The organism is Salinicola halophyticus (assembly GCF_003206695.1).
GTDB classification, from domain to species: domain Bacteria; phylum Pseudomonadota; class Gammaproteobacteria; order Pseudomonadales; family Halomonadaceae; genus Salinicola; species Salinicola halophyticus.
The window spans coordinates 316017-341586 of the sequence record NZ_PZJN01000003.1 but is presented as its reverse complement, the minus strand read 5'-3'; the positions used below and the strand labels follow the sequence as shown (position 1 = coordinate 341586).

Annotated in this window: 20 protein-coding genes; 12 read left to right on the top strand and 8 right to left on the bottom strand. The window is 63.0% G+C overall.

The window, feature by feature from the left end:
* Nucleotides 1–331: 331 nt before the first annotated feature.
* Nucleotides 332–1705 carry a glutathione-disulfide reductase gene (gene gorA, locus DOM58_RS03645; RefSeq protein ID WP_110691799.1) on the bottom strand — a complete coding sequence of 458 codons (1374 nt, stop codon included), beginning with the start codon at nt 1703–1705 and terminating at the stop codon, nt 332–334.
* A gap of 268 nt (nt 1706–1973) precedes the next feature.
* On the opposite strand from gorA, the gene can reads away from it, so the two are divergent.
* The 9 genes from can to DOM58_RS03600 all read left to right on the top strand — a co-directional run bounded on the left by can (nt 1974) and on the right by DOM58_RS03600 (nt 11967).
* The gene (gene can / locus DOM58_RS03640) at nt 1974–2618 is read left to right on the top strand and encodes a carbonate dehydratase (protein WP_075562283.1); all 645 of its coding nucleotides are present in this window, start codon (nt 1974–1976) and stop codon (nt 2616–2618) included.
* A gap of 159 nt (nt 2619–2777) precedes the next feature.
* Nucleotides 2778–4421: an ABC transporter substrate-binding protein gene (locus tag DOM58_RS03635; protein ID WP_110691798.1), complete on the top strand. Its 1644-nt coding sequence runs from the start codon at nt 2778–2780 to the stop codon at nt 4419–4421.
* Nucleotides 4418–5464, top strand: a complete 1047-nt coding sequence (locus DOM58_RS03630; protein WP_110691797.1) for an ABC transporter permease — start codon at nt 4418–4420, stop codon at nt 5462–5464. Before DOM58_RS03635 ends, DOM58_RS03630 begins: the two co-directional genes overlap by 4 nt.
* Nucleotides 5461–6408 (top strand): ABC transporter permease, encoded by a 948-nt coding sequence (locus DOM58_RS03625; protein WP_110691796.1) that lies wholly within the window; start codon nt 5461–5463, stop codon nt 6406–6408. The genes DOM58_RS03630 and DOM58_RS03625 overlap by 4 nt, the downstream gene beginning before the upstream one ends.
* Nucleotides 6409–6419: 11 nt before the next feature.
* Nucleotides 6420–7436: an ABC transporter ATP-binding protein gene (locus DOM58_RS03620; protein ID WP_110692041.1), complete on the top strand. Its 1017-nt coding sequence runs from the start codon at nt 6420–6422 to the stop codon at nt 7434–7436.
* Nucleotides 7433–8488, top strand: a complete 1056-nt coding sequence (locus DOM58_RS03615; protein WP_110691795.1) for an ABC transporter ATP-binding protein — start codon at nt 7433–7435, stop codon at nt 8486–8488. Before DOM58_RS03620 ends, DOM58_RS03615 begins: the two co-directional genes overlap by 4 nt.
* A gap of 129 nt (nt 8489–8617) precedes the next feature.
* A complete protein-coding gene (locus DOM58_RS03610; RefSeq protein WP_110691794.1) occupies nt 8618–9529 on the top strand; it encodes a LysR family transcriptional regulator in 912 nt (303 codons plus the stop codon).
* A 22-nt stretch (nt 9530–9551) separates the two neighbouring features.
* Nucleotides 9552–10889: a Xaa-Pro dipeptidase gene (gene pepQ / locus DOM58_RS03605; protein ID WP_110691793.1), complete on the top strand. Its 1338-nt coding sequence runs from the start codon at nt 9552–9554 to the stop codon at nt 10887–10889.
* Complete coding sequence (locus tag DOM58_RS03600; protein ID WP_110691792.1) at nt 10882–11967, top strand: hydrolase; 1086 nt, start codon at nt 10882–10884, stop codon at nt 11965–11967. Before pepQ ends, DOM58_RS03600 begins: the two co-directional genes overlap by 8 nt.
* 47 nt (nt 11968–12014) lie before the next feature.
* Here the strand turns inward: DOM58_RS03600 and msrA are convergent, their stop codons facing one another.
* The 4 genes from msrA to DOM58_RS03580 all read right to left on the bottom strand — a co-directional run bounded on the left by msrA (nt 12015) and on the right by DOM58_RS03580 (nt 19836).
* The gene (msrA, locus tag DOM58_RS03595; RefSeq protein WP_075562417.1) at nt 12015–12659 is read right to left on the bottom strand and encodes a peptide-methionine (S)-S-oxide reductase MsrA; all 645 of its coding nucleotides are present in this window, start codon (nt 12657–12659) and stop codon (nt 12015–12017) included.
* A 115-nt stretch (nt 12660–12774) separates the two neighbouring features.
* Entirely contained in the window at nt 12775–17001 is a 4227-nt protein-coding gene (gene tamB / locus DOM58_RS03590) for an autotransporter assembly complex protein TamB (protein ID WP_245392136.1), read from the bottom strand.
* Nucleotides 16965–18806, bottom strand: coding sequence for an autotransporter assembly complex protein TamA (tamA, locus tag DOM58_RS03585; RefSeq protein ID WP_110691791.1), 1842 nt, complete (start codon nt 18804–18806; stop codon nt 16965–16967). The genes tamB and tamA overlap by 37 nt, the downstream gene beginning before the upstream one ends.
* A 4-nt stretch (nt 18807–18810) precedes the next feature.
* Nucleotides 18811–19836: a coiled-coil domain-containing protein gene (locus DOM58_RS03580; protein ID WP_110691790.1), complete on the bottom strand. Its 1026-nt coding sequence runs from the start codon at nt 19834–19836 to the stop codon at nt 18811–18813.
* Nucleotides 19837–20195: 359 nt separating this feature from the next.
* Here DOM58_RS03580 and DOM58_RS03575 point away from each other — a divergent pair, with 359 nt between their 5' ends.
* Entirely contained in the window at nt 20196–20792 is a 597-nt protein-coding gene (locus DOM58_RS03575) for a Fe-Mn family superoxide dismutase (RefSeq protein WP_188113768.1), read from the top strand.
* Between the two features lie 62 nt (nt 20793–20854).
* Here the strand turns inward: DOM58_RS03575 and DOM58_RS03570 are convergent, their stop codons facing one another.
* Nucleotides 20855–22135: a nucleotide sugar dehydrogenase gene (locus DOM58_RS03570; RefSeq protein ID WP_110691788.1), complete on the bottom strand. Its 1281-nt coding sequence runs from the start codon at nt 22133–22135 to the stop codon at nt 20855–20857.
* Between the two features lie 4 nt (nt 22136–22139).
* A complete protein-coding gene (gene galU / locus DOM58_RS03565) occupies nt 22140–23027 on the bottom strand; it encodes a UTP--glucose-1-phosphate uridylyltransferase GalU (protein WP_075562272.1) in 888 nt (295 codons plus the stop codon).
* Between the two features lie 286 nt (nt 23028–23313).
* On the opposite strand from galU, the gene ubiG reads away from it, so the two are divergent.
* Complete coding sequence (gene ubiG, locus DOM58_RS03560) at nt 23314–24084, top strand: bifunctional 2-polyprenyl-6-hydroxyphenol methylase/3-demethylubiquinol 3-O-methyltransferase UbiG (RefSeq protein ID WP_110691787.1); 771 nt, start codon at nt 23314–23316, stop codon at nt 24082–24084.
* Nucleotides 24081–24758: an HAD-IA family hydrolase gene (locus tag DOM58_RS03555; RefSeq protein ID WP_110691786.1), complete on the top strand. Its 678-nt coding sequence runs from the start codon at nt 24081–24083 to the stop codon at nt 24756–24758. The genes ubiG and DOM58_RS03555 overlap by 4 nt, the downstream gene beginning before the upstream one ends.
* 38 nt (nt 24759–24796) lie before the next feature.
* Here DOM58_RS03555 and DOM58_RS03550 read toward each other — a convergent pair whose 3' ends face one another.
* Nucleotides 24797–25561, bottom strand: coding sequence for a YciK family oxidoreductase (locus tag DOM58_RS03550; RefSeq protein ID WP_075562269.1), 765 nt, complete (start codon nt 25559–25561; stop codon nt 24797–24799).
* Nucleotides 25562–25570 lie beyond the last annotated feature (9 nt).

Sequence of the window (25570 nt, the reverse complement as noted above, 5' to 3'; positions counted from 1 at the left end):
AGAATAACAGTGAGTCAGCCAACCTTCAAACGACAGGTTATTTAGCCGCGCATATTCAATAAATAATATTTATATGCTGGCGGGCTTGCGACTGCCTCGATACCCGAAGTCTAGACGACAAGCGAAGGGCCGTGAGGAAAAGTAGTCGGGGAAATCCCGGGAAGCGATGAGGTACGGGGCTTCGATGTAGCAGCGACGCCAAGAGAGTGGGCTTGTGGCGACCTGCCGCCGTTGCTGCATGACCGGAGCCTGCCGATTGACGAAATGCGATGAACCGAAGCGATAGCCGCCCTGCCGGGCGGCCACTTTGACGTTCAGCGATCGGCAATGATCAGCGTCGCGTCACGCTGCGCATGGTAACGAACTCTTCCGCGGCGGTGGGATGAATGCCCACCGTGGCATCGAAATCGCTCTTAGTCAGCCGAGCTCGCACGGCGATCGCGATTCCCTGAATGGTCTCGCCTGCGTCGTCGCCCACCATATGAGCGCCGACGACACGATCGCTTTCGTCATCGACCACCAGCTTCATCAGGCAACGCTCGTCACTGCCGGATAGCGTGTGCTTCATCGGACGGAAATCCGCGCTGTAGATGCGCACTGCCTCGAAACGCTCCCGCGCCTCTTCTTCGGATAGGCCGACGGTGCCGATGTTGGGGTGACAGAACACGGCCGTCGCGATGTTCTGATAGTCGAGCGGTGCTGGCGTCTTGCCGCCCTCGTTCTGGGTGAAGTGGTGCTGGACCAGGTGCATTGCCTCGGCGAGCGCAACCGGGGTCAATTCGGGGCCGCCGGTCACGTCACCTAGGCCGAGGATCGAGGGCACCGAGGATTCGTAGCGTTCGTTGACCTTGAGCGTACCATCGGTGTTGAGCTCGACGCCCAGCGCCTCCAGTCCCAGCCCTTCCAGGTGGGGCCGACGGCCGGTGGCGGCGAGTACGGCGTCAACTTCGAACTGCTCGCCGCTGGTCAACGTCACCTCGAGCCCGCTCTCTACCTTGCGAATGCGCTCGATATTGGTCTTGAAATGCAGGTCGACCCCTTTCTTGACCATTTCGTCGCGGGTGAACTCTCGCACTTCCCGATCGAAACCACGCAGGAACAGCTCCCCACGGTAGATCAGGCTCGTGTCCGCGCCGAGGCCGTTGAAGATGCTGGCGAACTCGACGGCGATGTAGCCACCGCCCAGCACCAGGAAGCGCTTGGGAAAGCTGTCGAGATCGAATACCTGGTTGGAGTTGATAGTGTGTTCACTGCCCTCGAACTCGGGCGTCCAGGGCCAGCCCCCCACCGCCACCAGTATCTTCTCGGCGGTGACGCGATCGCCGTTGATCTCGACGGCGTTGGCATCGACAACCTTGGCACGACCATTGATCAGCGTGACGCCGACGCCATCCAGCAATCGGCTGTAGATACCGTTGAGGCGCTTGATCTCCTCGATCTTGTTGTCGCGCAGTGTCGCCCAGTCAAACGTCGGTGCCTGCGGGATCGTCCAGCCAAACCCCGCGCTGTCTTCGAACGCGTCATGGAAATGCGCCGCATAGGAGTACAGCTTCTTCGGCACGCAGCCTACGTTGACGCAGGTACCGCCGAGATAGCGGTCCTCGGCAACCGCGACTCTGGCGCCCGTCGCTGCGGCCGTTCGTGCGGCACGCACGCCGCCGGAACCGGCTCCTATCACGAAGAGATCGTAATCGTAATTCGCCACGGTGAAACTCCTTGAATCAAGATCTTGGGAACATAATGCCGCGATGATACCAGCCTCGGTCGTCTGTCGAAAAAGACCGTGCCTATGAGGGCGATATAAAAAAAGCTTTGGGGATAGGATGCTAGCGTTGGCGATGCCATCGGGCCCGTTGAGCCCCTCCTTCAGCACGCCTTCGCCATGCCTTCGAAAATCCCCTCGGATAGCCTAGAATCATCGCTTTGCCGGCGCGACAAGACGTCCGCCGATTCACGTATCTCAGGGTGCTGCCATGAGCGATATCAACACGCTACTCGAACAGAATCGACGCTGGGCCGACGGGGTTCAGCAGCGAGATCCGAACTTCTTCGCGCAGCTTTCTCAGCAGCAGAATCCCGACTATCTCTGGATCGGCTGCTCCGACAGCCGCGTGCCTGCCAATCAGATCGTCGATCTGCCGCCCGGCGAAGTGTTCGTTCACCGCAATGTCGCCAACCTGATCTACCACAACGACATGAACGCGCTGTCGGTCGTCCAGTTCGCCGTCGACGTGCTCAAGGTCAAGCACATCATGGTCGTCGGACACTACGGCTGTGGCGGGGTCAAGGCGGCGATCACCGGGGGAGAACACGGTATCGTCGACTACTGGCTCAACAGCATCAGCGAGCTCTACCAGCAGCATCGCCCCACCCTCGAGTCACTGCCCCTGGAAGAGCAGATCGATCGGATGTGCGAACACAACGTTCGTCTCCAGGTGGCCAACCTGTGTCGTACCAAGATCATTCAGCGCGCCTGGGAGCGCAACCAGCCATTGTCAGTGCACGGCTGGGTCTACGGCCTCACCGATGGGCGCGTCAACGACCTCGGCTGCACGGTATCGCGCGCCGACGAGATGGGCGCCATCCGGATCCAGCCGACGTTCCCCGCCGAAAGCTGATCTCCCCTTCGCGTCCCGTCCTGTCAGCGCACGCCGATCATCGGCTGACGGGACGCTCGTCATTCACGGGTTGAATGCCGCGTTGCGCGATTTCGATTGGGCCCGTCGGACATCTATCAGTAAGGTAGTGGGATAACGGGCCTGCACAGCGGACTTTTAATGCGTCTCACCCTGTTTTCATCCGGCGCCCCGGCCAGCACGCGGGTCTGCGCTCTGATCGTGAGTCTATGGTTGTCCTTGTCGTGTTCGGCGCTGGCCGGCGACAATCCGGCCGATAATGGCGTCGTCGACGATGATCAAGACATCACGCTCAGAGTGGCTTACGACACCGCCCCGGTATCGCTGGATATCCACGAGCAGCTCTCCATTCGCATGCTCCAGCTGTCGCACCTGACTTTCGATCCGTTGGTGCGCTGGGATCGCGATCTCGAACTCGAACCTCGCCTGGCGACCGGCTGGGAACGGATCGACGACACCACGATGCGCTTCCACCTGCGTCACGGCGTGACATTTCATAGTGGTAACGCTTTCACGGCCAAGGATGTCGTATGGACGTTGCAACGTCTCAGGCGCAGCCCGGACTTCCGTGCAATATTCGAACCGATAGAACGGGCCGAAGCGATCGACGATTTCACCGTCGATCTGCATACGCGCAAGCCCTACCCGCTGCTGCTCAACCTCGCCACTTATCTGTTCCCGATGGATAGCCGGTTCTATACCGGCACCTCGGCGGACGGACGCGACAAGGCCGAAATCGTCAAGAACGGCAATTCGTTTGCCTCGAATCACCTGTCCGGGACCGGGCCGTTCGAGATCGAGGAGCGCCATCCCGGGATCAGGACCGAGTTCGAACGCTTTCCCGGCTACTGGGATACCGAGTCGCCCGGCAACGTCGATCATCTAGTAATGACGCCGATCGCCGAGAATGCCACCCGGGTCGCTGCGCTGCGCGCCGGCGATGTCGATTTCATCTCGCCGGTGCCTTTCAATGCCATGCAGCGGCTTCGCCATGCCGACGGGATCCAGCTGGTCTCCATGCCCGGCACCCGTATCACCATGCTGCAGCTCAACGAACGGCGGGTTCCGGCTTTCCGGGATAGTCGGGTACGTCGCGCGTTCACTTACGCCGTCGATCAGACGGCCATCGCCGAGCGCCTGCTGAAAGGCTTCGCGACGCCGGCGGCACAGATGTCGCCCGAGGGCTATGCGGGTCATGTGGCGACGCTGCAACCGCGTTACAATCTTGGCAAGGCGCGTGAACTGATGCGTGAAGCCGGCTACGCCAAGGGCTTTACGGTCACCCTGATGGCGCCCAACAACCGTTACGTGAATGACGCTCAGACGGCGCAGGTCGCGCTGGCGGTGGCTGCCATGCTGGCCAAGATCAACGTCACCGTCGAATTCGAGACGTTGCCCAAGAACCAGTACTGGGCCGAATACGACAAGCGCGCCGCGGACATGATGATGATGGGCTGGTACTCGGATACCGGCGATTCGGCCAATTTCTTCGAGTACCTCACGTTCTGCACCGATCCTGAGACCGGCGCCGGCCACTACAACGCCAGCGAGTACTGCAATCCGGCGATCGATGCGCTGGTCGAACGAGCGAACCTCACCATGCAGCCGGAGGCTCGCGCGCGCCTGCTGAAGCAGGCCGAGCAGTCGATTCACGATGACGCTCCCTTCATCCCCCTGTACTGGCAGAATCTTGCCTGGGCGGCGTCGGATCGCGTTGATATCGCGCCGGTGCTGAACGTGATCAACATGCCCTATCTGGGCGACGTGGTCGTTCACCCCCGATGATCATGTTTCTAATTCGACGACTGTGCCAGGCGATGATGGTGATGTTCGTCATCAGCGTGATCGGTTTCACCCTGCAGAGTAGCCTGGGCGATCCGGTGCGCCAGCTGCTGGGGCAGGCCGCGACGGACGCCGATATCATGGCGCTGCGTCAGTCGCTGGGATTGAACGACCCGCTATGGCTGCAGTATCTGCACTTCGCGGGTAACGCCCTGCGCCTGGATTTCGGCAACTCCTACTTCTTTCACGAGCCGGCGCTCGAGGTGATCGCACGCTACCTGCCGGCGACCCTCGAGCTGATCGCGACCAGCGCCGTGATCACGCTGCTGCTGGCGGCACCGATGGGTGTCTACTGCGCGATTCGCCCGCGCAGCTGGCTATCGAGGACGCTGATGGGTCTCTCGGTGGTGGGCATTTCGGTACCCGTGTTCCTGACGGCCATGGTGCTGATTCAGCTCTTTTCGATCGGTATTGACGTGACGTTATTTCCCGAGGGGACCGGCTGGGGCAGCTGGCTGAATCAGGCGCTCTCCACCCAAGGCGGAATGCCCGCCTACGGACGGGGCAGCCCGGTACACGTCTGGGGTGTCTGGAGCACCAACTTCGCCTCGTGGCGAGGTTGGCTCTATCTACTGCTCCCCGCCCTGTCGCTGGCCTTCGTCATGCTGCCGCTGTTCGTGCGTCTGATCCGCGCCGAAATGCTGGAGGTGCTGGAATCCGACTATGTGCGATATGCCCGGGCGCGAGGCATCCGGCCGTCACGCATCTACTTTCTACACGCGCTGAAAAACACGCTGCTACCGGTGATCACCCTGGGCGGCGTTCAGATCGGCACGCTGGCGGCCTACACCCTGCTGACGGAAACCGTCTTTCAATGGCCTGGCGCCGGCCTGATGTTTCTCGACGCGATCGAACGCGCCGACATGCCGCTGATCGTCGCCTACCTGATGGTAATCGGCGCCATCTTCGTGGTCATCAATACCCTCGTCGATCTACTCTATCGCGTGTTGAACCCGCGCATCACCATCAGCGGGAGGCCGGCATGAAGCAGAACCGACTCGGGACTGAGACGCGCTGGCGACGCTTTGGCGACTCCTACTTCGTCTATCGATTGCGCCGCGACCGCCTGGCCCAGCTCTGTCTGGCGCTGTTCGTGCTGATGATGGCAAGCATCCTGGCAGCGCCCTGGATCGCTCCGAGCAATCCCTACGACCTGGCCCAGATCGATCTGCTCGACTCCGAACTGCCGCCGTTCTGGCTCGCGGGGAGCGAGCCCGGCTTCCCGCTGGGGACCGACGCCCAGGGCCGGGATCTGCTGTCGACCATCCTCTACGGTGCCCGGGTATCGATCGCAATCGGCCTGGGCGCGGTGATGCTCCAGGCGATACTGGGCACGGCGCTGGGACTGCTTGCCGGCTATCGCGGCGGTGTCATCGACACCCTGCTGATGCGTCTGGCCGATATCCAGCTGTCTTTTTCGACGCTGATGATGGCCATCATTATCGGGGCGGTCGTCAAGACGGCGTTTGGTGGCGCGTTCTACGGCGACTACGGCGTGGTGATACTGATTCTGGTCATCGGTTTGAGCGAATGGCCCCAGTACGCGCGTACCGTCAGGGCCAAGGTGCTGGTGGAAAAGCACAAGGATTACGTCGATGCCGCTCGCGTGCTGGGGTATTCGGGGCGTCGCATCATGTTGCGACACATTCTGCCCAATACTCTGACGCCGATTCTGGTGATCTCCACGGTGCAGATCGCCAACGCCATCATGGCCGAAGCGGCGCTCTCGTTTCTGGGCCTGGGCATGCCGGAAACCCAGCCGTCGCTCGGCTCGCTGATCAAGTCCGGGTTCGACTACCTGCAGTCCGGCTCCTGGTGGATCACGCTGCTGCCGGGGTTGTTCCTGGTGGTATTCGTGCTGGTCGTCAATCTGCTGGGAGACTGGCTGCGCGATACGCTCAATCCGCGCCTGCCTGAAGGACCACTATGAGGGCCAATCCCATGGCACTGCTGGAAGTCGAACATCTCGATGTCCGCTTCCCGCTACGGCGGGGGGAAATACGCGCGGTTCGTGACTTGAGCTTCTCGCTCCAGCGAGGCGAGCGGCTGGGCATCGTCGGCGAGTCCGGCGCCGGCAAGTCGGTGCTCGCTTTCAGCCTGCTGAAATTGCTCTCGCGCCCCGGACGTATCGTGGCCGGCACGGTCCGTTTCGAAGGGCGCGAGTTGACCTCGCTGTCCGAAAGGCAGTTCCGACGACTGCGCGGCAATCGCCTGGCGATGATATTCCAGGACCCATTGACCACCCTCAACCCGGTATTGACCATTGGTCAGCAGATGATCGAAAGCCTCAAGGCGCACCGACGACTCTCGACTCGCCGGGCCAGGATCGTCGCCATCGACAAGCTGCGTCAGGTCCAGGTGTCGTCACCCGAACGCCGTCTCGAGCAGTATCCGCATCAGCTTTCCGGCGGACTCTGTCAGCGCGTGGTCATTGCCATCGCGTTGCTGCTGGAGCCGGATATCATCATCGCCGACGAGCCCACCACGGCGCTCGACGTCACGATTCAGGCCGAGATCATCACCCTGCTCAAGCGGCTGTGCGATGAACACGACGTCGGATTGATCGTGATCTCCCACGATCTGGGCGTCATCGGCCAGCTGACGCAACGGACGCTGGTGATGTACGCCGGGCGTATCGTCGAGCAGGGTCCGACCCGCGAGATCATCAACGACGCGCAGCACCCGTACACTCAGGGCCTGATCAATGCCCTGCCGCAGATGACACTGCCGAGACAGCGCCTGCATCAGATCCCCGGTTCGATGCCGACGCTCTCCGAGGTGCCCAGCGGTTGCGCCTTTCATCCCCGCTGCGCCTATCGCATCACGCCCGAAGGACTGCCGCGCCGGGACTGTATCGAAAACGTACCCGAGCCCGTTCGCTCCGGGGAGTGCCAGGTGGCCTGCCATTGGGTCGCCGAGTTGATCGCCCGCGGGCCGGCCGAGGAGCGCGCGACATGACCCAGCCCGAGACACTTCAGACGCTGGGGCGCGCTGCCGACACGCCGGAGCCGCTGGTCAGCGTTCGGCGGCTGCGCAAGCGCTTCGCCCTGCATCCGGAACGCCTCCTGCCGTGGCGATTCGACAGGCGTCAGCGTGGCTGGCGGCGAGAGCGAATTCATGCCGTCAACGGGGTCGATCTCGATATCCAGCGTGGCGACGCGCTCTGCGTGGTGGGGGAATCGGGCTGTGGCAAGTCGACGCTGGCACGCCTGATCATGGGCTTGGTGACGCCCAGCGACGGTGAAGTGCATTACGACGGCTGGCGTATCGATCATCTGAATGCCAGGCAGTGGCAGCCGTTTCGGCGGCGCATGCAGATGATCTTCCAGAATCCTTACGCCTCGCTCAATCCCCGTCTGACGGTGCGACAGGCGCTGGAGGAACCGGTTCGTATCCATCACCCCGACTGGTCTCGCGACCGGGTCGAGGCGAAGGTCGAGGCATTGATGGACGATGTCGGCATCGATAACGGCTGGGGCGATCGTTTCGCGCATGAATTTTCCGGCGGTCAGCGCCAGCGCATCGCCATCGCCCGGGCGCTGAGCGTCGACCCCGAGTTCGTGGTGGCCGATGAACCCGTCTCGGCGCTCGACGTCTCGGTGCAGGCCCAGGTCCTGAATCTGATGATGGACGCCCAGGCCTCGCATCGATTGACCTATCTCTTCATCACCCATGATCTGGCGGTCGTCGAGCATTTCGCCACTCGGGTGGCGGTGATGTATCTGGGTACGATTTGCGAACTGGCTGACGCCGATACGCTGTTCGCGCGCCCCCGCCATCCGTATACCCGGGCGCTGCTGGCGGCTAGCCCACGACTGGACGATGCCTTCCCCGGCCAGCTGCGACTGAGCGGGGAGCTATCGATGCCGCTGCAGGCGCCTTCGGGGTGCGTGTTCCGCGATCGATGTCCGCATGCCAACCGGCGTTGCCGCGAGGCGGCCCCTACCCCGATCACGCTGGATCGCGGCCACCAGGTCGCCTGCCACGCCGTCGAGGAGGGACGCATCTGATGGCCGTCGAAGATGGTCGCCACATGGCGTATCGGTTAGGCTGGCCGCAACCGGCTCTGTGCAGATGAGGTGATGTGCCAACCCGCCGTCCGCGACATCGCAACAGCGTGATTGACGATAGAGAACACCATGGAACTACGTTGGCTCGAAGACTTCATCGTCTTGGCCGAAACGCGTCATTTTTCCCGTGCCGCCGATCAACAGAATGTCACCCAGCCGACCTTTTCGCGACGCATCAAGCTGCTCGAGGAATCAATGGGCGCCACGCTGGTCAATCGTCAGACCCTGCCGCTCAGCCTGACCCCCGCCGGCGAGGAATTTCTGATTCTGTGCAAGCAGATCAGCGAGCGCGTACGAGTGACCCGGGAGCGGCTGAAGAATCTCGACCGAGAGGACGCCCGTCGCGTCAAACTGGCGGCGCCCCAGAGTCTGGTGACGCATTTCGTCCCCGCCTGGCTGGAGGCGAACGCAATCAGCCAGCAGGTCGAACCTTACCTGCGCGCGACCGGCTGGCTGATCGAGGACTACTTTCACGCGCTGGAACGTGGCGAGGTCGATCTGGCGCTGTGTTACTGGCCACAGGGGCGCACGGCGCTGGACCTGGATCTGACCGGCGTGCGCTATCTAGAGATCGGCGAAGAGCGTCTGGTGCCGGTGAGCGTGGCCAATCCCGACGGCCAGCCGCGTTATGCGCTGCCGGGGGACAAGCGAAGCCCGCTGCCACATATCGCCTATCATTCCGGCGGCCTGATCGCCGCGGCGCTGCAGGCACACTGGACGCGTTCGCGTCAGGAGGTGCATCTCTCGACGCTCAACGAAAGCGTCCAGACCTCCAATATTCGTGAACTGGTGCAGCAGGGTTACGGCCTCGGTTGGCTACCCTGGCGCACGGTTCGGCAGTTGCTCGAGACCGGCGATCTGACACGGGCCGGCGACCAGCGCTGGGACGTGTCGCTGTCGCTGCGCCTCTACTTTCGCCACGATAGCCGGCACCCTTCGTTAGCGGGCCTGCTGACGCAACTTTCTGCTGCTCATCGATGAGCCCTAGGACAGGAGACGCTCAATGACGTCTGACAACAACACCGTCGAAGCCCTTCAACGCGCCCATCTGGAACGCCTGCAGGCCGCCTACGCCACGATTCTGGCCGAACAGGGTTTCGATGCGGTGCTTATCTACAGCGGCCATGCCGGCACCTTCTTTGCCGACGACCAGCAAGCGTCGTTCAGAGGCTACGGTCACTTCGTCCACTGGACCGGCGCCAGCCATCACCAGCACGACTGGCTGCTGGTTCAGCCGGGTCGCGCGCCGCGCTGGTACTACTATGCGCCGGCGGATTTCTGGCATCTTCCGACACCCGCGCCAGCGGGCGTGCTGGCAGAAGTCCTGGCGTTGCAGCCGCTTCGTGATACCGGCTGGCCGCCCCCGCAGGAGGTTTCCGCCCGTCGACTGGCGGTGATCGGCGACCTGGACGCCTCGTCGATGCCACTGGGGGCGGAACTCAATCCGCCGGCACTGATCGCCGCTCTGGATGAGCTGCGCATGCGCAAGGACGATTACGAGCGCCACTGTCTGTTCGTCGCCAACCAGTGGGCGCTGGCCGGCCACGAGGCAGCGCGCGACGCCTTCGCGATGGGTGCCGGCGAGCTCGATATCCAGCTCGCCTATCTGGCCGCCACGCGTCAGCGGGAATCCCAGGTCCCCTATCAGAACATCATCGGCATCAATCACCACGCCGGCACTCTCCACTACCAGCACTACGCCTCCGCGGCGCCCGCGACGCCGAAGTCGCTGCTGGTCGACGCCGGCCACGCGCACGCCGGCTACGCCGCGGACATCACCCGCACATGGGCTTCCATTCACGCCGACCCGCTATTCGAGCGTCTCGTTCAGGGCGTGGCCGACTACCAGCACCGCCTGATCGCGCAGCTGGCGCCGGGGCTCAATTTCGTCGAGCTGCACCTCGACATGCATCAATATCTCGCCGAACTCCTGGTCGATACCGGGCTGACCTCGATGACCCCGGCCGCGGCAGTCGAAAGCGGGCTGACGCGCGCTTTCTGCCCCCACGGCCTGGGCCACAGCCTGGGAATACAGGTTCATGACGTCGGTGGCCGGCAGCGCGATAGCCAGGGAACGCCCTTGCCGCCGCCGGAGGCCGATCCGGCGCTGCGCCTGACCCGCACGCTTGACGAAGGCATGGTGGTGACGATCGAACCGGGGCTATACGTGATCCCGATGCTGCTGGAACCCTTCCGTCAGGGCTCGCAACGCCATGCCATCGACTGGGCGGCCATCGACCGGCTCGAGGATCATGGCGGCATCCGGATCGAGGACAACGTGATCATCACGGGGCAAGGTCAAGACAACCTGACCCAGGGCGCACCGATTCCCGATGCGTGAGACTCGCCCGTCCGGCACGATCGCCGCGGCCGACTTCGATCCGCCGTGGTGGCTTCGCAATGCGCATGTGCAGACGCTGCTGCCGCGCCTGCTGCGGGGGCGATCGTTGAGGCAGGATCCCGAGATCGTGAATCTGCCGGACGGGGATTTCGTGGAGCTGGCATGGGCGAGCCCTGCCCCTGCCAGCGACGCCGCGCCGATCTTCGTGCTCTTTCATGGCCTGGAAGGATCATTCGATTCGCCGTACGCGAGAGAACTGCTGTACACCGCGTCAAATCTCGGATGGCGCGCCGTGCTGATGCATTTTCGGGGCTGTGGCCGGGAGCCGAATCGACTGCCGCGGGCGTACCATTCCGGCGATACCGCAGATGCCCGCTGGATCATCGATCTGCTGGCGCAGCGTTATCCCGGTGCGTCGATGGTGGCGGCGGGTGTTTCCCTGGGCGCCAACATGCTGCTCAAGCTGGTCGCCGAACACAGCACCGATGAACTGCCGCTGGCCGGCGCTATCGCGATCAATGCCCCGCTGGATCTGGCCGCGAGCGCCGACACCCTCGATCGCGGCTTCGCGCGTGTCTATCAGCGCTATCTGCTGCGACAGCTGAAGCGCAAGGTGATGACTCGGCTGCAGACGATGTCGCTACCGCTGAGGATCACCTCCTCGGATATTCGGCACCTGAACACTTTCTGGGCCTACGACAACGATATCACCGCGCCAATGCACGGTTTCCGTTCGGCCAGCGATTATTATTGCCGCGCCTCGGCGGGCCCGCTGCTGGGCGAGATCGAAACACCCACGTTGGTACTGCACGCCGCCGACGATCCGTTCATGCCACGAGATCTGTTTTCACGCCTGCCGGCCCCTTCCTCATCGGTTCGGGTCGAGATCGCGCGATACGGTGGCCATGTTGGCTATGTCGAAGTGTGTGGCGGTCGGCTGCGCTCCTGGCTGGCCCGTCGGATCGAGGTCCAGCTCCAGCAGTGGGCACCCTGCCCGTCCGATCCGCCGAGTTGTCCTTCTGAACCGAGATCCCGCCCATCCGAACCGGCTGCCCGTCCCGCTCGGCAGGATCAGTGAGTCGGGACAGGCAGGAAACCCTGTACGGAAGCCGACCGAACGTGCGGTCAGGCCGGCAGCGGACAGGTCACGCCGGTTCCCTTCAGTCCGCAATAGCCGTTGGGATTCTTGGCCAGATACTGCTGGTGATACTCCTCGGCGTAGTAGAACGTATCCAACGGCCGAATCTCGGTGGTGATGACCCCTAGCCCGCGCGCCTGCAGCGCCGATTGATACTCGTCTCGACTCCGTTGCGCTGCCGTCTGCTGCGCGTCGCTGGTGGTATAGATCGCCGAGCGATACTGCGTGCCCATGTCGTTGCCCTGGCGCATGCCCTGAGTGGGATCGTGCGCTTCCCAAAAGGTGCTCAGCAGGGATTGAAGCGTCACTCGAGCCGGGTCATAGACGACCAGAACGACCTCGGTGTGGCCTGTCCTGCCCGAGCATGTCTCTTCATAGGTCGGATTCGGCGTGACACCGCCGGCATAGCCCGCCGCCGTCACGACGACGCCTTCCTGTTCCCAGAACAGGCGTTCGGCGCCCCAGAAACAGCCGGCCCCGAGCACGATCTGCTCGGTCCCCGCCGGAAACGGTGGCTGCATCGAGGCGCCATTGATCAGGTGCTCGCCGCTGATGGCGATGGGCGTATCGCGCCCCGGGAGTGCTGTTTCCGCGGTGGGGAGCGATTCGGAACGTCGTTGAAACATGGTCATCTCCCAGATGTCGAAGTCGGCGTCCGAGGTGTCGGACGCCGTTAGGGTCAATTGCCGGTGGCCTTCAATTGCCGGTGGCCTTCAATTGCCGGTGGCCTTCAATTGCCGGTGGCCTTCAATTGCCGGTGGCACGGCCAAGGCTGAAGGTATAGATCAAATCCACGGCCTGCGCAGCACCGGAGACCGCCTGAAGATAGAGGTTCTGGATCAGGCGGTAGCGAAGCGTCAATTCGGCGATGGGAGAGAATATGCCGACGCCGTAACTCACCTTCAAGTCATCGAAGACATATCCGCTGACCACGACCTGACTGTCGTCGCCGGATCCCGATGCATCGAGGCTCAGATCCTGGACCCCGAACGCTTCGCCGACCTGACCCACCGCGCTACCGGTCTGAGAGAGCGACAGCCCAATCAATGCCGAAGTCAGGGCATCGTCACCGCCGCCGGCGTCCTCCGGTGCTCGCCCGCGCAGAATGTAGGAAAGCGCTCGGCTTTCCGTCATTGCCGGCTCGGAGAAGATCGTCAGCCGTGGCGCCGATGCAGAACCGGTGACCCGCAGCCCGGCGACCACGTCGTCCTCGGTGGTGTCGGGATTGCGAATCGCCTCGAACTGCAGGCTTGGCTGCGAGGCCGCGCCACTGAACAGCACCTGCCCCTGGCGAATGATCAGATCCTGACCGAAAGAGGTGTACGTGCCGTCGGTCAGATTGACGTCGCCATACAGCTGGACCGGGCCGGTGCCCTGGCGAACCTGTAGATCGCCGGTGAGCCCGGCTTCGAGGCCGTAGGCTTCCAGCTTCATGTCGGGCCCGAGATGCAGGTTGACGCGAACATCGAGCTGCATGCCGGCATCGGCCAACGCCTGTGCGGTACCCGCCCCGTCTTCGCTCTCCCGGGCGGCGGCGGCTGCCTGCTGCTGGCGATCATCTTCTTCACTGATGATCACGGTATCGCTGCTGGGCGCCTGTGCCGAGGCAGGCAACTGGCCGATCTCCAGACGCGCCCACGGCACGGTCACGTCGCCGCGTACCTGAAGTCGCTGCGGCATCGCATGAATCTGCAGGTCCGGCGACACCCGCAGCCGACCGTAGGCCGGCATCGCCACCAGCAGCGGCGAGTCGGTGCCATCGATATTGACGTTGGCTCGCCAGTTGGCCGGATCTCGCCAATTGGCGTCGCCGGTCAGCTCGAGGCGGCCGTCGTCGCTCTGCACGAAACCCTGCAGCGTCGACGACTGGCCCTGCAGGGCCAGCGTCAGTTTGGCATCGGTCACCGCGACCGGCGATACGCCACCCTTGACCTTGACGCCATCGATGACGACATCGCCATTCAGCGCCGGCATGGCCAGCGTGCCGCCGAGCGAGACATCGCCGTTGATGGCCCCTTCCAGTTGATCGATGCCTGCCACTAGTGGCCGATAGGGGCTGAAGCGGAGATCGCTCATCTGCAGCCGCCCTTGCAGCGCGCCGTCGCCGGCCGGGTCGTCGACTTGGGCCTGGAGCTGAATTCGCCCCGCGTCTTCCAGTTGCAGATCGAGCTGGGTCCGGGCCCGCTGCTGATTGGCATCCAGCGATAGCGACATCGTTGCCGCCGGCACTTGCCACGGCGCACCGCGCGCATCGACGCCGCTGACCGCGACGTTGCTGTCGATATCGGCTTTGGCGGCCCAGGCCTGACCGCCACGTGACCAGCTGGCAATCAGCTTGCCGCCTGTCTGGCCGTCGATCTGCCAACCATCGGGCATGAAGTCGTCGAGCAGTGCCATCGGAATGTCATCGATCGACAGCGCCGCTCGGCCCTGGTCCGCGGAAGCGGTCATGCGTTCGGTCAGGCATAGCGCCCCGCCTTGCTGCCGATCGAGACAGAACGGCGTAATCATGGCGCTGGAATGGGTCAGGTCGGCATTGAAGCCCAGCGAATCGCGCAACGCGATATCGCCGTAGTCGGTCGAGGCCGAGAGCCGCGAGAATGCGCCTTTATAATGCTGGAATGTGCTGTCGAGGCCCCCCTGCAGGCGAATGGAGGCCTGCGATAGCGGCAGACCTTCACCGCCGCTCACGTCGAGAGAGAGCTGATGGCTGGACAGCCGGCCCTGCAGGCCCAGATCGATGGCGCTGATCTGTTGACCGCCGGCCTGAATGCCAGCGGCAGTGAAATCGACGTCGAACTGCGGATCCTGCGTCCCGGTGGAATTGGCTTTCAACGTCAATCGATCGAGGCGGTTCTCCGCATAGCCGACGCCGCTGCCCTGCAGATCGATGGCGATCTGCGGGCGTTCCAGGGTGCCACGCCCCTCGAACTGGCCTCGCAGGGCGCCAGAGAGTGCTGGCAGAATCGTGCCCAGCGCGGGGGCGTCGATACGGCCGTCGATATCGAGATTCTGGTCGACGCGCCCGCTGGCGGTGACCCGATTGTTACCCTGACGGAAATCCAGCTCGCGGATATCCCACTGCATCTCGCTGTTGCCATCGATCTGCGCATTCAGCTTGAGCGCTCGCTGCTGGAGCTTGCCATCGATCGCCAACTGAGGGACCGACAGCTGCCAGCCGCCATCGTCGCGCATGGCGAATGCCGCGCGCGTCTGACCGTTCAGCTCTCCGGTCACGGCCTGGGTGAAAGCGCCCAGCGGTAGTTTTTTGAAATCGAGGTTCACGCTCGCCGAGAGCACCGGCGTCCAGCGTACCGTGCCCTGGCTATCAAGTTCGCCGCCCTGACTGGTGACGTGCATCGGCTGCCACTGGAAATGACTCAGATCCCCCTCTCCGGCCACCGTCAGCGCGACGGGCGGCAGTCCCTGTCCCTGCCCGGCAAGATCCACCGCGGCGCGATAGTTCTCGAGAGTGCCATCGACATCCAGGGTCAGGTGGTCGAGCTGGTATTGCGGCGGTGCGGAATCGGCGGCGGCAACGCCACGCACCGCCCGCGCGGCCTCGATAGCCGTTGGGTCGATAGTCGCGGCAACGTCGAGCCCTTCGCCCGAGTCGGGTAGAGACGCGAACGGGCTCGTCGCCAACGGCCAGCGCAGCTGGCCCGTTTCGACGTGTAGCGAAAACGGCAGACCTGGTTCGAAGGCCTGCACTCGAGCATCGATCGCGGCTCTGGCTTCGCCGTCGGTGCATAGTTTGACGTCGAGATCGGCGAGCGTGCCGGAAGCGTCGAGTGCAACCGTCTGCCCGTCGATCGGCGCCCGCGTCACGCGCCCATTCAGCGATAGCGAGAGCGGGATATCACCCTGCAGTTCGGCGCTCGCCGTGAGCTCGGCGTGGCCGTCAGGGGCATCCACCATCAGTCTCTGTATCTCGATTTTGCGGTCGACGGCGGAGAACGCCAGCTCCAGCCGGTTCAGTTGCTGTGGGCTCGGCCCGTCGAGTCTGACATCGCTGATCGTCAGGCTGGGTGCCTCGACTTCCAGCGGCAGCTGAATGTCGGGTAGCTGCTGGCGAAGATCGTGCAGCGTCCGCTCGATCCGTTCGACGCGAGCGTCGCGCTGCGAGGTATCCCCATCCGCCACGTTGGCCGCCGCGGCCAGCGTCAATGGCGCCAGTACGGCCGCCACCCGATCGTCGGAGTCAGCGTCGCCACCGGCTGTCGACGATGCGCCTCCAGAGGCTTCAGAGCCAACAGTAGCCGGCGTCGCCGGAGACGCGGCGCGTTCGCCAGTCGCGTTTTCGTCGGCAGCCTGAACGGCCAGCGCCGCCTGCATGGCGTCCGGACTCACGACGCCGGGGCCAAGATCGGGCATAGCCAGCGCCTGGTCCGGGCTTTGCGGCAATCGAATGCGCGCCTGATTCAGCGTCGTCGGCAGTAGCTTCAGGTGATTGCCGGCCATTTCGGCGCCGGTCTGGAAATGCTGCCAATGAATGTCGGTGCCGTCGGCCAGTTGAACGCTGACGTCATCCAGCCGCACCTCGCGAATCTCGACCGGTAGCGGTACCGAGATCGAGGGCATGCCGCTGTCGCCGTCCGTTTCGGGAGGCGGCGTCGGTTGCTGATCACTCTCGCTCATCCGAATACGCGCACCGACCACGCTCAGATCGTCGAGACACACGCGTCCCTTGAGCAGGCAGTCATCGGCCCAGGCGAGGTGAAAGTGATCCACGGCCACATCCAGCGTGCCGGCCGACAGGTGCAACCCGTCGATGGTCAGCTCGTCGAGCGGGGCGCCCGCGAAACGCTGCGCCTCGACCCAGCCGCGCGACTGCGCCTGATCGAACAGCCAGTGGCTGCCCCAGGGAGACAGGCCCAACCCGATGAGCGTCAGCACCAGGCCCAGTAGCCACAGGATCAGGAACAGCAGCAGCCGAATCAGAACTCCGGTCCGATGGAGAAATGGAGACGCCAAGAATCCTCCTCGTCGTCAAACGGGTGGGCGATATCGAAACGAATCGGCCCAACGGGTGAAATCCAGCGCACGCCAACACCGGCGCCGGTCTTGAGCTCATCTGGCCACCATTCGTCGAAGGCGTTGCCCGTATCGACGAACGTGGCGCTCCAGAAGTTGCCGGTCAGATGACGCTGGTATTCGACGCTGCTGGTCAGCATGTGTTGGCCGCCCAGCAGTTCGCCATCGTCGTTTTCCGGGGACAGACTTTCATAGGAGTAGCCGCGGATACTCTGATCGCCCCCGGCGAAGAAACGCAGCGACGGTGGCACCTTGTCGAAAGTGTTGGTGGCCATGGCGCCGCCGCCGATCCGACCGACGAAACGGTTTTCGCTACCCAGCATGCGCACCCACTGGGAATCGAAGGTGGTTCGCACGAAGCGAGCGTCCGAACCCCAGGATGGGTCCGACCACTCCAGCGTCAGCTGCTGCTTGTCGCCCCAGCTCGGGAAGGTCTCGTTGCGCTTGCGGGTGCGCGACCAGCTGATGCCGGGATAGAGCAGCAGCACGGCGTCGTCCTGATCGGCCTGGGTAAAGTCTTCGTAGGTGGTCTGCCAGTAGAGATCCTGGATCCAGCCATTGGAAAACTCCCAGTGGCGTGCAAGCTGCACCGAGCTCTCGAAGCTCTTGGTGTCTTCGTTGTCGATGTTCTTGAGCCCGTAGCGAACGCGGTAACTGTCCCGCAACGGGTTGGCGAGCGGAATCGTATATTCCCCGGAGACGCGCTGCTCCGGCGCCGAAAGAAACAGCGAGTTGGTCAGACTGTGGCCGTAACGATTGAGCCAGGGCATGGTCCAGGTGAACTGCGTTCGCGGACCGACGTCGGTAGCGTACCCCACCCCGACCTCGAACTGATGGCGATCCGCCGGCGTCAGTTCGACATCGACCGGCACGATCGTCGGCTGGCTGTCAGTCAGTTCACGGGCGGCGCTCAGGCCGGGGCCACCCATGACTTCGGTGCTATCGGCCGTCGTGTCACGCCCGGTTGCGGCGCTCCACCATCGGCTGGGCGGCGTCGGGGAAGCGTCTTCATTGACGCGAGGGCGCACCGCGACCCCGGCAAACCAGTTGGTTTGTCCCAGGTTCTGATTGAGCGTTGCCAGATCCCCGGCAATGTAGGGATCGCCCGGTTCGAACGGGATCATGTTTCTGAGCCGGCGCTGCTCGATCTGGCTGCCCTTGAAGTGAACGTTGCCGAAGCGATAGCGTGTCCCGCTATCGAAGTCGAGAAAGATGCGGGCGCTGTTCTCCCACGGCCGAACTTCGATACGCTGCTGGCGAAAGCGCGAATTGAAGTAGCCTCGTTCCAGTGCCAGCGTGGAAATCTTCCCCTTGTAACCGTCGTAGCGCGAGTGCAGCAACGGGTCGCCGACCTTGAGCGGACTGCTCGCCATGACCTGCTCGAACGCCTTATCCTGCTTGGCATCGCCCTCGAGCGAAAGATCGACCTGGGTGATCTGCGTACGCTCGCCGGGTTTGATATCGATGACGACGCGTTTGTTATCCTCGTCGGGGTAACGGGTGGCGAGACTGGCGTTGTAGTAACCGAACGCCTGCAGTGCCTTCTCGGCACGGTCACGCACCACGCCGTCGAGACGTTCGCGGGTGGCCTGGCTGTCGGCTTCCAGCTCCGAGAGTATGTCCACGACGTTCTTCGCCGGTGGGCCACTCAATCCCTTGACGGTGACATCGAGCGCCCAGGCATGCCCTGCCGCGGGTAGCACAAGGCACAGCAGTCCCATCCGTAGGACTCTAGCTTGAGACATCGGCTCAACCTCCGCCGCGCTGTAGGTTGGAAACGTTGGTGATCAGCGACGTCACGCGACGCGTCAGCTGAGCGCGGCTGGCCTCGAGTGACCCCAGCCGTTCCCTGAGGTCGCGAATCTGGGACGCGCTGGCGCCGGTGGGCATATCGCTGATACGCGACTGCAAGGATTCGAGACTCGCGCTGAGCGCGGTCTGGCCCTGGCGAAGTTCCGTAACCGCTCCTTTGAGCTGGTCGACGTCGTCCGCAGACGGAGACTCCTGCTGGGCCAGGGTACCGACTCGTGTTTCGAGCTTCGACACCGTCGATTGCACATCGTCGATGGCCGCCTGGACATCCGAATCATCCGCCGTCCCGAGCTGCTGCGAAAGCGTCTGCTGATCTTGGCGAAGTTGATCGATCGACGCGCTGAATTGGTCGGCTTGCTCTTGATTGGCCTGCTGCTGCCGATCGACGGCGTCACCGAGCGAAGCGAGTCGATCATCCCGCTGTTGCTGGCCTTCCTCGAGCGTGGCGAGCCGTGCTGCCATAGCGCCCCGCTCATCCTTGCCAGTGCTCTCCAGCGCGGTGAACGAGGACTGTAACGCCTCGATCAGCCCCCTGAGGTTCTGGTCGGTCTTCTGCAGCGATTCGAATTGCTCGGCCTTTTCGTCGCCCTGCCGGAAATCGGCGACTCGGGTTTCCAGACTGCCCACGGCGGCCTGAGTGCCATCGAGCTGATCGCGGAGGCGGTCGAATTCGGCGCGCAAGCTTTCACCGGAGGCGTCCAGCGTCGAGCCGGTGGAATCCAGCCGCTGGTTGAGCCGGTCGATCTGCGCATTCTGCGCCTGCACTGTCTGCCAGAGTTGCCAGCCGCCTGCGCAGGCCCCGGCAATCAGCAACAGAAGCAGGATCCACAGCGGCCATACCCTGGGGGCACGACGGCCGCCGGCCCCTCGATAGTGATGTGTTCCGGCCCTGGGCACCGTCATGTCGTTGCGGTCGGGGACGATGCTCGGAGAAGCGCGATGCTCGTCGGATCGTGATGGCATGGCCGTCTTATACCTTTCCGATAATGTTGCGGACGCCGATTCTGCGATCGAGATGATCTTCGACGCCTGGAAGCTCGAACTGATGAAAATATGCCAAAAAGGTTCCTGTCGAGCGAGACCTGCGGAATGAAGGCTTAATGCCGCAAGCCGGGCGTAAACCGCTGACGCAATTACGTTACGTGAAAGCCATCGCAAAGCCTAGGCTTGGCAGCGTACGGTTCGCATGATAACGGCCGCGGCCCCAATGCGTATCGCATTGGCGATCCGATCCCGGTTCGCGGTAGCATGCCCGCCGTCGGCCGATCTCTGTCGGACTCTTTTTCCGCTACTCCGTTCCTCTCCCACTGTCGATGAATACGATGCCCCATTTCGCTTCCCGGTTCGAATTGCCCGCGCTTCCCTTCGAGCGACATTCGCTGGAACCCGAGGTATCCCGGGCGCAGATCGACCTGCTTTACAGCCATCATCATCGACGTCACATCGACGAGCTCAATGCGCAACTGGCTTCCGACGACGGGCGCTCACTGGCTGCGCTGGCAAAAGCCGAGGAAGCTGACGTGCGTGACTCGGCGCAGGAAGCCTGGAACCTGGTGTTCTTCTGGCATGGACTGAGCGCGCGAAGCGTGGAGATGCCGGAAAGGCTCGCCCGACGAATCGAGGCGGCCTTCGGTGGGATCGGCGGACTGCAGTGCCAATGGCGCGCACGGATCCAGGAAACCACCGCCGGATGGTGCTGGCTGGTGCTCGATTCCCGGAGCAGTCTGCGTCTGGCAACGTCGTCGCCTGCCGAGTTACCGGATGATGTGACCCCGCTGCTGGGCATTGCCCTGGCCGACGAGGCCTATCGAATCGATCATCGACACGACCGTGGCGAGTATTTCGATGCGCTGTGGCCCCACCTGAACTGGGAATATGCGCAACTCAACAGCGAGGTGGCGGGTCGAGCGCCGGTCTAGCGTGACCGGCGCTCGAGCTACAAAGTTACCGCCGGGGTTAGAACCCGGGCCAAGGCCCGCAATCAGGCCCGGCGGCCGATACCCCGATAGACGAATCCTCGAGACGCCACGTAGGCCGGATCGTAGATGTTGCGGCCGTCCAGAATCAGCGGTGTCTTGAGCGCCTGGAGCAGACGTCTCCAGTCCGGATTCCAGTAGCATTTCCACTCCGTCACCAGCATCAGAGCATCGGCCCCTTCACAAGCACTGTAAAAGTCTCCTTCACATAGCTCGAGCTGCGGATGGTCGAGATAGTGCGCGGCCAGTGCATGCAAGGCCGCCGGGTCATGTACCTTGACCTTGACGCCCTGCGCCCACAGCGCTTCCAGCAGCGTCAGCACCGGCGCGTGATCGATACGGGCAGTTCCCGGCTTGAACGCAGCGCCCCAGATGGCCACCGTGCGACCTTCCAGTTCGCCCTCGAAATGATTCCAGAGCTTGCGAAACAGCGTCTCTTTCTTGCTCTCGTTGATGTCGAGCACATGTTCGAGCAAGTGGGATTCGCGCCCCGTCGAGTGCTGCACGTCGGCCAGACGCACGAGGTCCCGGGAGAAATTGGGGCCGCCGAACCCGCAGCCGGGATAGAGATATTCGAAACCGATACGCGTATCGGCGCCCATTCCCTGACGCACGTACTCGACATCGACGGCGAGTGAGTCGGCGAGGCCAGCCAGTTCGTTCATGAAGCTGATACGCGTTGCCAGCATGCCGTTGATGGCCAGTTTGGTCAGCTCGGCGGCACGACGCGGCATCAACTGGAACACTTCATGACGTCGGTTGAAGGCACGCAGCAGTTCACGGATCTGCTGAGTTCCCCAGTCGTCCTCGCTACCCAGCAGCCAATGTGCCGGACGAGTGAAGGTTTCCCAGGCGCGGCCCTCCTCGATGCGATCCGGCAACGCCACGGCCACCTGCGAGGAGTGTCCCAACAACGCTTCCAGCTTCTCTGTCTGGCCCACCGGAAACGTCGAGTTGTTGACGATGATCAGCGGCGAGCTTTGTCGCCCCGGCACCGCCGCAACGTAGCTCTCGGCGGCCTCGCGTTGATCCGGCGATAGTGCCAGCCAGTGAACATCGGCTTCAGCATCGTCGGGGACGGCATCGACGATCACCAACTGTCCCGACTCCTGGCCGGCCTGAATCTGGTCCCTGAGGCCCGGTTCACTGATCAGCCAGTCGGCATTGGCCAGGCTTTCCCAGGGAAAGTCGGCATGTGGCATCCAGGTAACCTGATGCCCGACCGAGCACAACGCGGCGGCGGCAGTCGCCGCGGCCAGTTCGCTACCATGTACGACCACCCGCATGGGTCTACTCCTCAGCCGCGTATTGCTGAATCAACTGACGGAAGCCTTCGCCCAGCTTCGGATGCTTCCGCCCCAGGGCCAATGTGGCTTCGAGATAGCCCAGTTGGCTACCGCAGTCGTAGGTTTGCCCCTGCATGCGGTAGGCGGCGGCACCGCTTTGTTTGCGCAGGGTTTCCATGGCATCGGTGAGCTGAATCTCGTTGCCCGCCCCCGGCGGCGTTTCTGCCAGGATCGGGAAGATTTCGCCCGGCAGCAGGTAACGACCGATCACGGCCAGCGTCGACGGCGCTTCCTCGACCTTGGGTTTCTCGACCATGCCGGTCAACGGTGCGCTTTCGCCAGCAGCTGGCTCGTCACCTTCGAGCGCGACGATGCCATACTTATAAGTCAGCTCCTTGGGCACGGTCTCGACCATGATCTGGGCCTTACCGGTCTCGTCGAAGGCCTTGATCATGCCCATCAGATCGTTGCTGGCCATGCCGTTGTCGTCGATCACGACGTCCGGCAGCAGTACCGCAAACGGGTCGTTGCCGATGACCGGACGCGCGCAGAGAATGGCATGACCGAGGCCGAGAGCCTCTGGCTGGCGTACGCTGATGATATTGACGTCATCGGGGATGATATTGCGAAGTTCCTCGAGCAGTTCATCCTTGCCCTTGGCTTCCAGCTGCGTCTCGAGCTCGAAATGCTTGTCGAAATGGTTTTCGATAGCGCTTTTCGACGAGTGCGTGACCAGGACGATTTCCTTGATACCGGCCTTCACCGCCTCGGTGACCACGTACTGAATCACCGGTTTGTCGACGATGGTGATCATTTCCTTGGGGATCGCCTTGGAAGCGGGCAAACAACGGGTGCCGAATCCGGCGACGGGCAGTACAGCCTTGCGAATCATCTTTAGGTCCTTCCCTTCCTGGGTATGAAATCAACGGGCGTGGGGAGCCTGACATCGAGTCTCCTGCTAGCTTAGCGGGCGAGACGCCGAAAGCACAGTCGCACAATGGCGACAGGCCATGTCGATTATTGCCAGCCCTTTTTGCTAACTTGGCATCCAGCCTGGCTACCGTCCATAGTAGAATATCGTAAAGCCAGGTACCGCTGCACCGGCGCATCCCCTCTTTCGGTGGCATGAACTCAGCCAACTCAGCGATACATCGACATTCCGGTAAGGAAACCAGTCCATGACACCATCACCTCACGACAACGCGGCGCCCCATGACAATGTCGATCGGGCCGAAATTGCCAAATTCGAGGCATTGGCCAGCCGCTGGTGGGATCGGGAAGGTGAATTCAAGCCTCTGCATGACATCAACCCGCTGCGTCTGGGATTCATCGATTCTCAGGTATCGCTGGCCGGCAAGCGCGTGATCGACGTTGGCTGTGGTGGCGGCATTCTGAGTGAAGCCATGGCGATGCGTGGCGCAGACGTGACCGGGATCGATCTGGGCGAGGCGCCGCTGTCGGTCGCCAGACTCCATCAGCTGGAGAGCGGCGTGGAGGTCGACTATCGGAACATCAGCGTGGAAGCGATGGCGGCTGAGCACGCCGGTGAATTCGACGTGGTGACCTGCCTCGAAATGCTCGAACACGTGCCCGACCCGGGCTCCGTGATCGAAGCCTGCGCCAGGCTGGTCAAGCCCGGCGGCCACCTGTTCTTCTCGACGATCAATCGCAATCCGAAATCCTATGCGTTCGCGATCCTCGGCGCTGAATACGTACTGGGCCTGCTGCCGCGCGGCACGCACGAATATCGCAAGTTCATTCGCCCCTCCGAACTGTCCGGCTGGTGCCGTCAGCACGGCCTGAGGCTGCAGAAGCAGACGGGGCTGACCTATAACCCGGTATCACGACGCTACCGGCTGACCGCGAGCGACGTATCGGTCAACTACATGGTGCATGTCCGCCCCGAATGGTTCGGAGAAGAGCGAACCGGTAGCGGCGACGGCAAATGAGTGCGACGGCATTGCCGCAAGGGCTGCTGTTCGACCTCGACGGCACCCTCGTCGACACGGCCCCCGATCTGGCCGAAGCTACCAACCGGCTGCGTGAGCACCATGAACTGGCGCGTTTACCCTACGAGGACATTCGGGCCCAGGTGTCCAACGGCGGCAGTGCCCTGGTCACGTTAGCCGTGGGATGGGCCGTCGACCATCCGCGACATGCCACCGCGCGCGAGTTTCTGCTGGAGCGCTATGCGCAAGCCGTCTCGGAGAAAAGCGAAGTCTTTCCGGCACTCGTGCCGCTGCTGGCCCGATGGGAAGCGGCCGGACGGCCTTGGGGCATTGTCACCAACAAGCCGCGGCGTTACGCCGAACCGTTGATTGCGGCACTCGGCCTGGCACCGGGAGTCATGCTCTGCGCGGATGATCTTCCCGTCAGGAAGCCCGACCCCGCCCCACTGTTGGAAGCGGCCCGACAGATCGGTGTCGACGCGCCGCGATGCTGGTACATCGGGGATCATCGGCGGGACATGGAAGCCGCCAATAGCGCCGGCATGGCGGCAATCGCCGTACGCTATGGCTATATCGCGGAAGATGACGATATTGACGCGTGGCCGGCCACGCAGTGGTTTGCCACGCCGGCGGAACTCACCGACACCCTGCTGGCGTTGCTCGAAGCAAGGTGAATGGAGTGTCGAGCGGCGATCTGAGGTATGCGTCTGGCTCAGGCTTTCGCCTTCGGTGGCTGGGCGTCGAACGCCTGGCCGCTGACGCCCTCGCTGGATGAGCCCATCAGCCACAGGTAGGTCGGCATGATCTCTTCCGGCGTGCGAAGCTCCATAGGGTTTTCGTCCGGATACGCCGACTGACGCATGGCCGTGCGCGTGGCGCCAGGATTGAGCGAGTTGAAACGAATGGCAGCGTCGCGATGCTCGTCGGCCAGAATCTGCATCAGACCTTCGGTGGCAAATTTCGAGGTCGAATAGGCACCCCATTTGGCGCGCCCATGGCGGCCGACGCTAGACGAGGTAAAGACGACGGATGCGCTGCTGGAGCGCCCCAGCAGCGGCAGCAACGCTTGCGTCAGACCTAACGTGGCGGTGAAGTTGACCTGCATGACCCGAGCCCATAGCTCCAGATCGTAGGCCTCGACCGATACCCGCTCTCCCAGAATGCTGGCATTGTGAAGCAAGCCGTCGAGGCGGCCGAACTCCTTTTCCAGCTTGGAGGCGACTGCCAGATAATCCTGGGGTGTCGCGCTTTCGAGATTGAGCGGAAAAATCGCCGGCTGCGGCCCGTTCATCGCCTCGATGGCATCGTAAACCACTTCGAGACGACTGACGCTGCGGCCCAGTAGAATCACCGTGGCGCCGTGATGCGCATAGCTCATGGCTGCAGCGCGGCCGATACCTGCGTTCGCCCCGGTCACCAGAACGATCTTTCCGTCGAGTAGCCCGGTTGGCGCCTGATAGTCGATGTGGCACGTCATGCTGGTGTC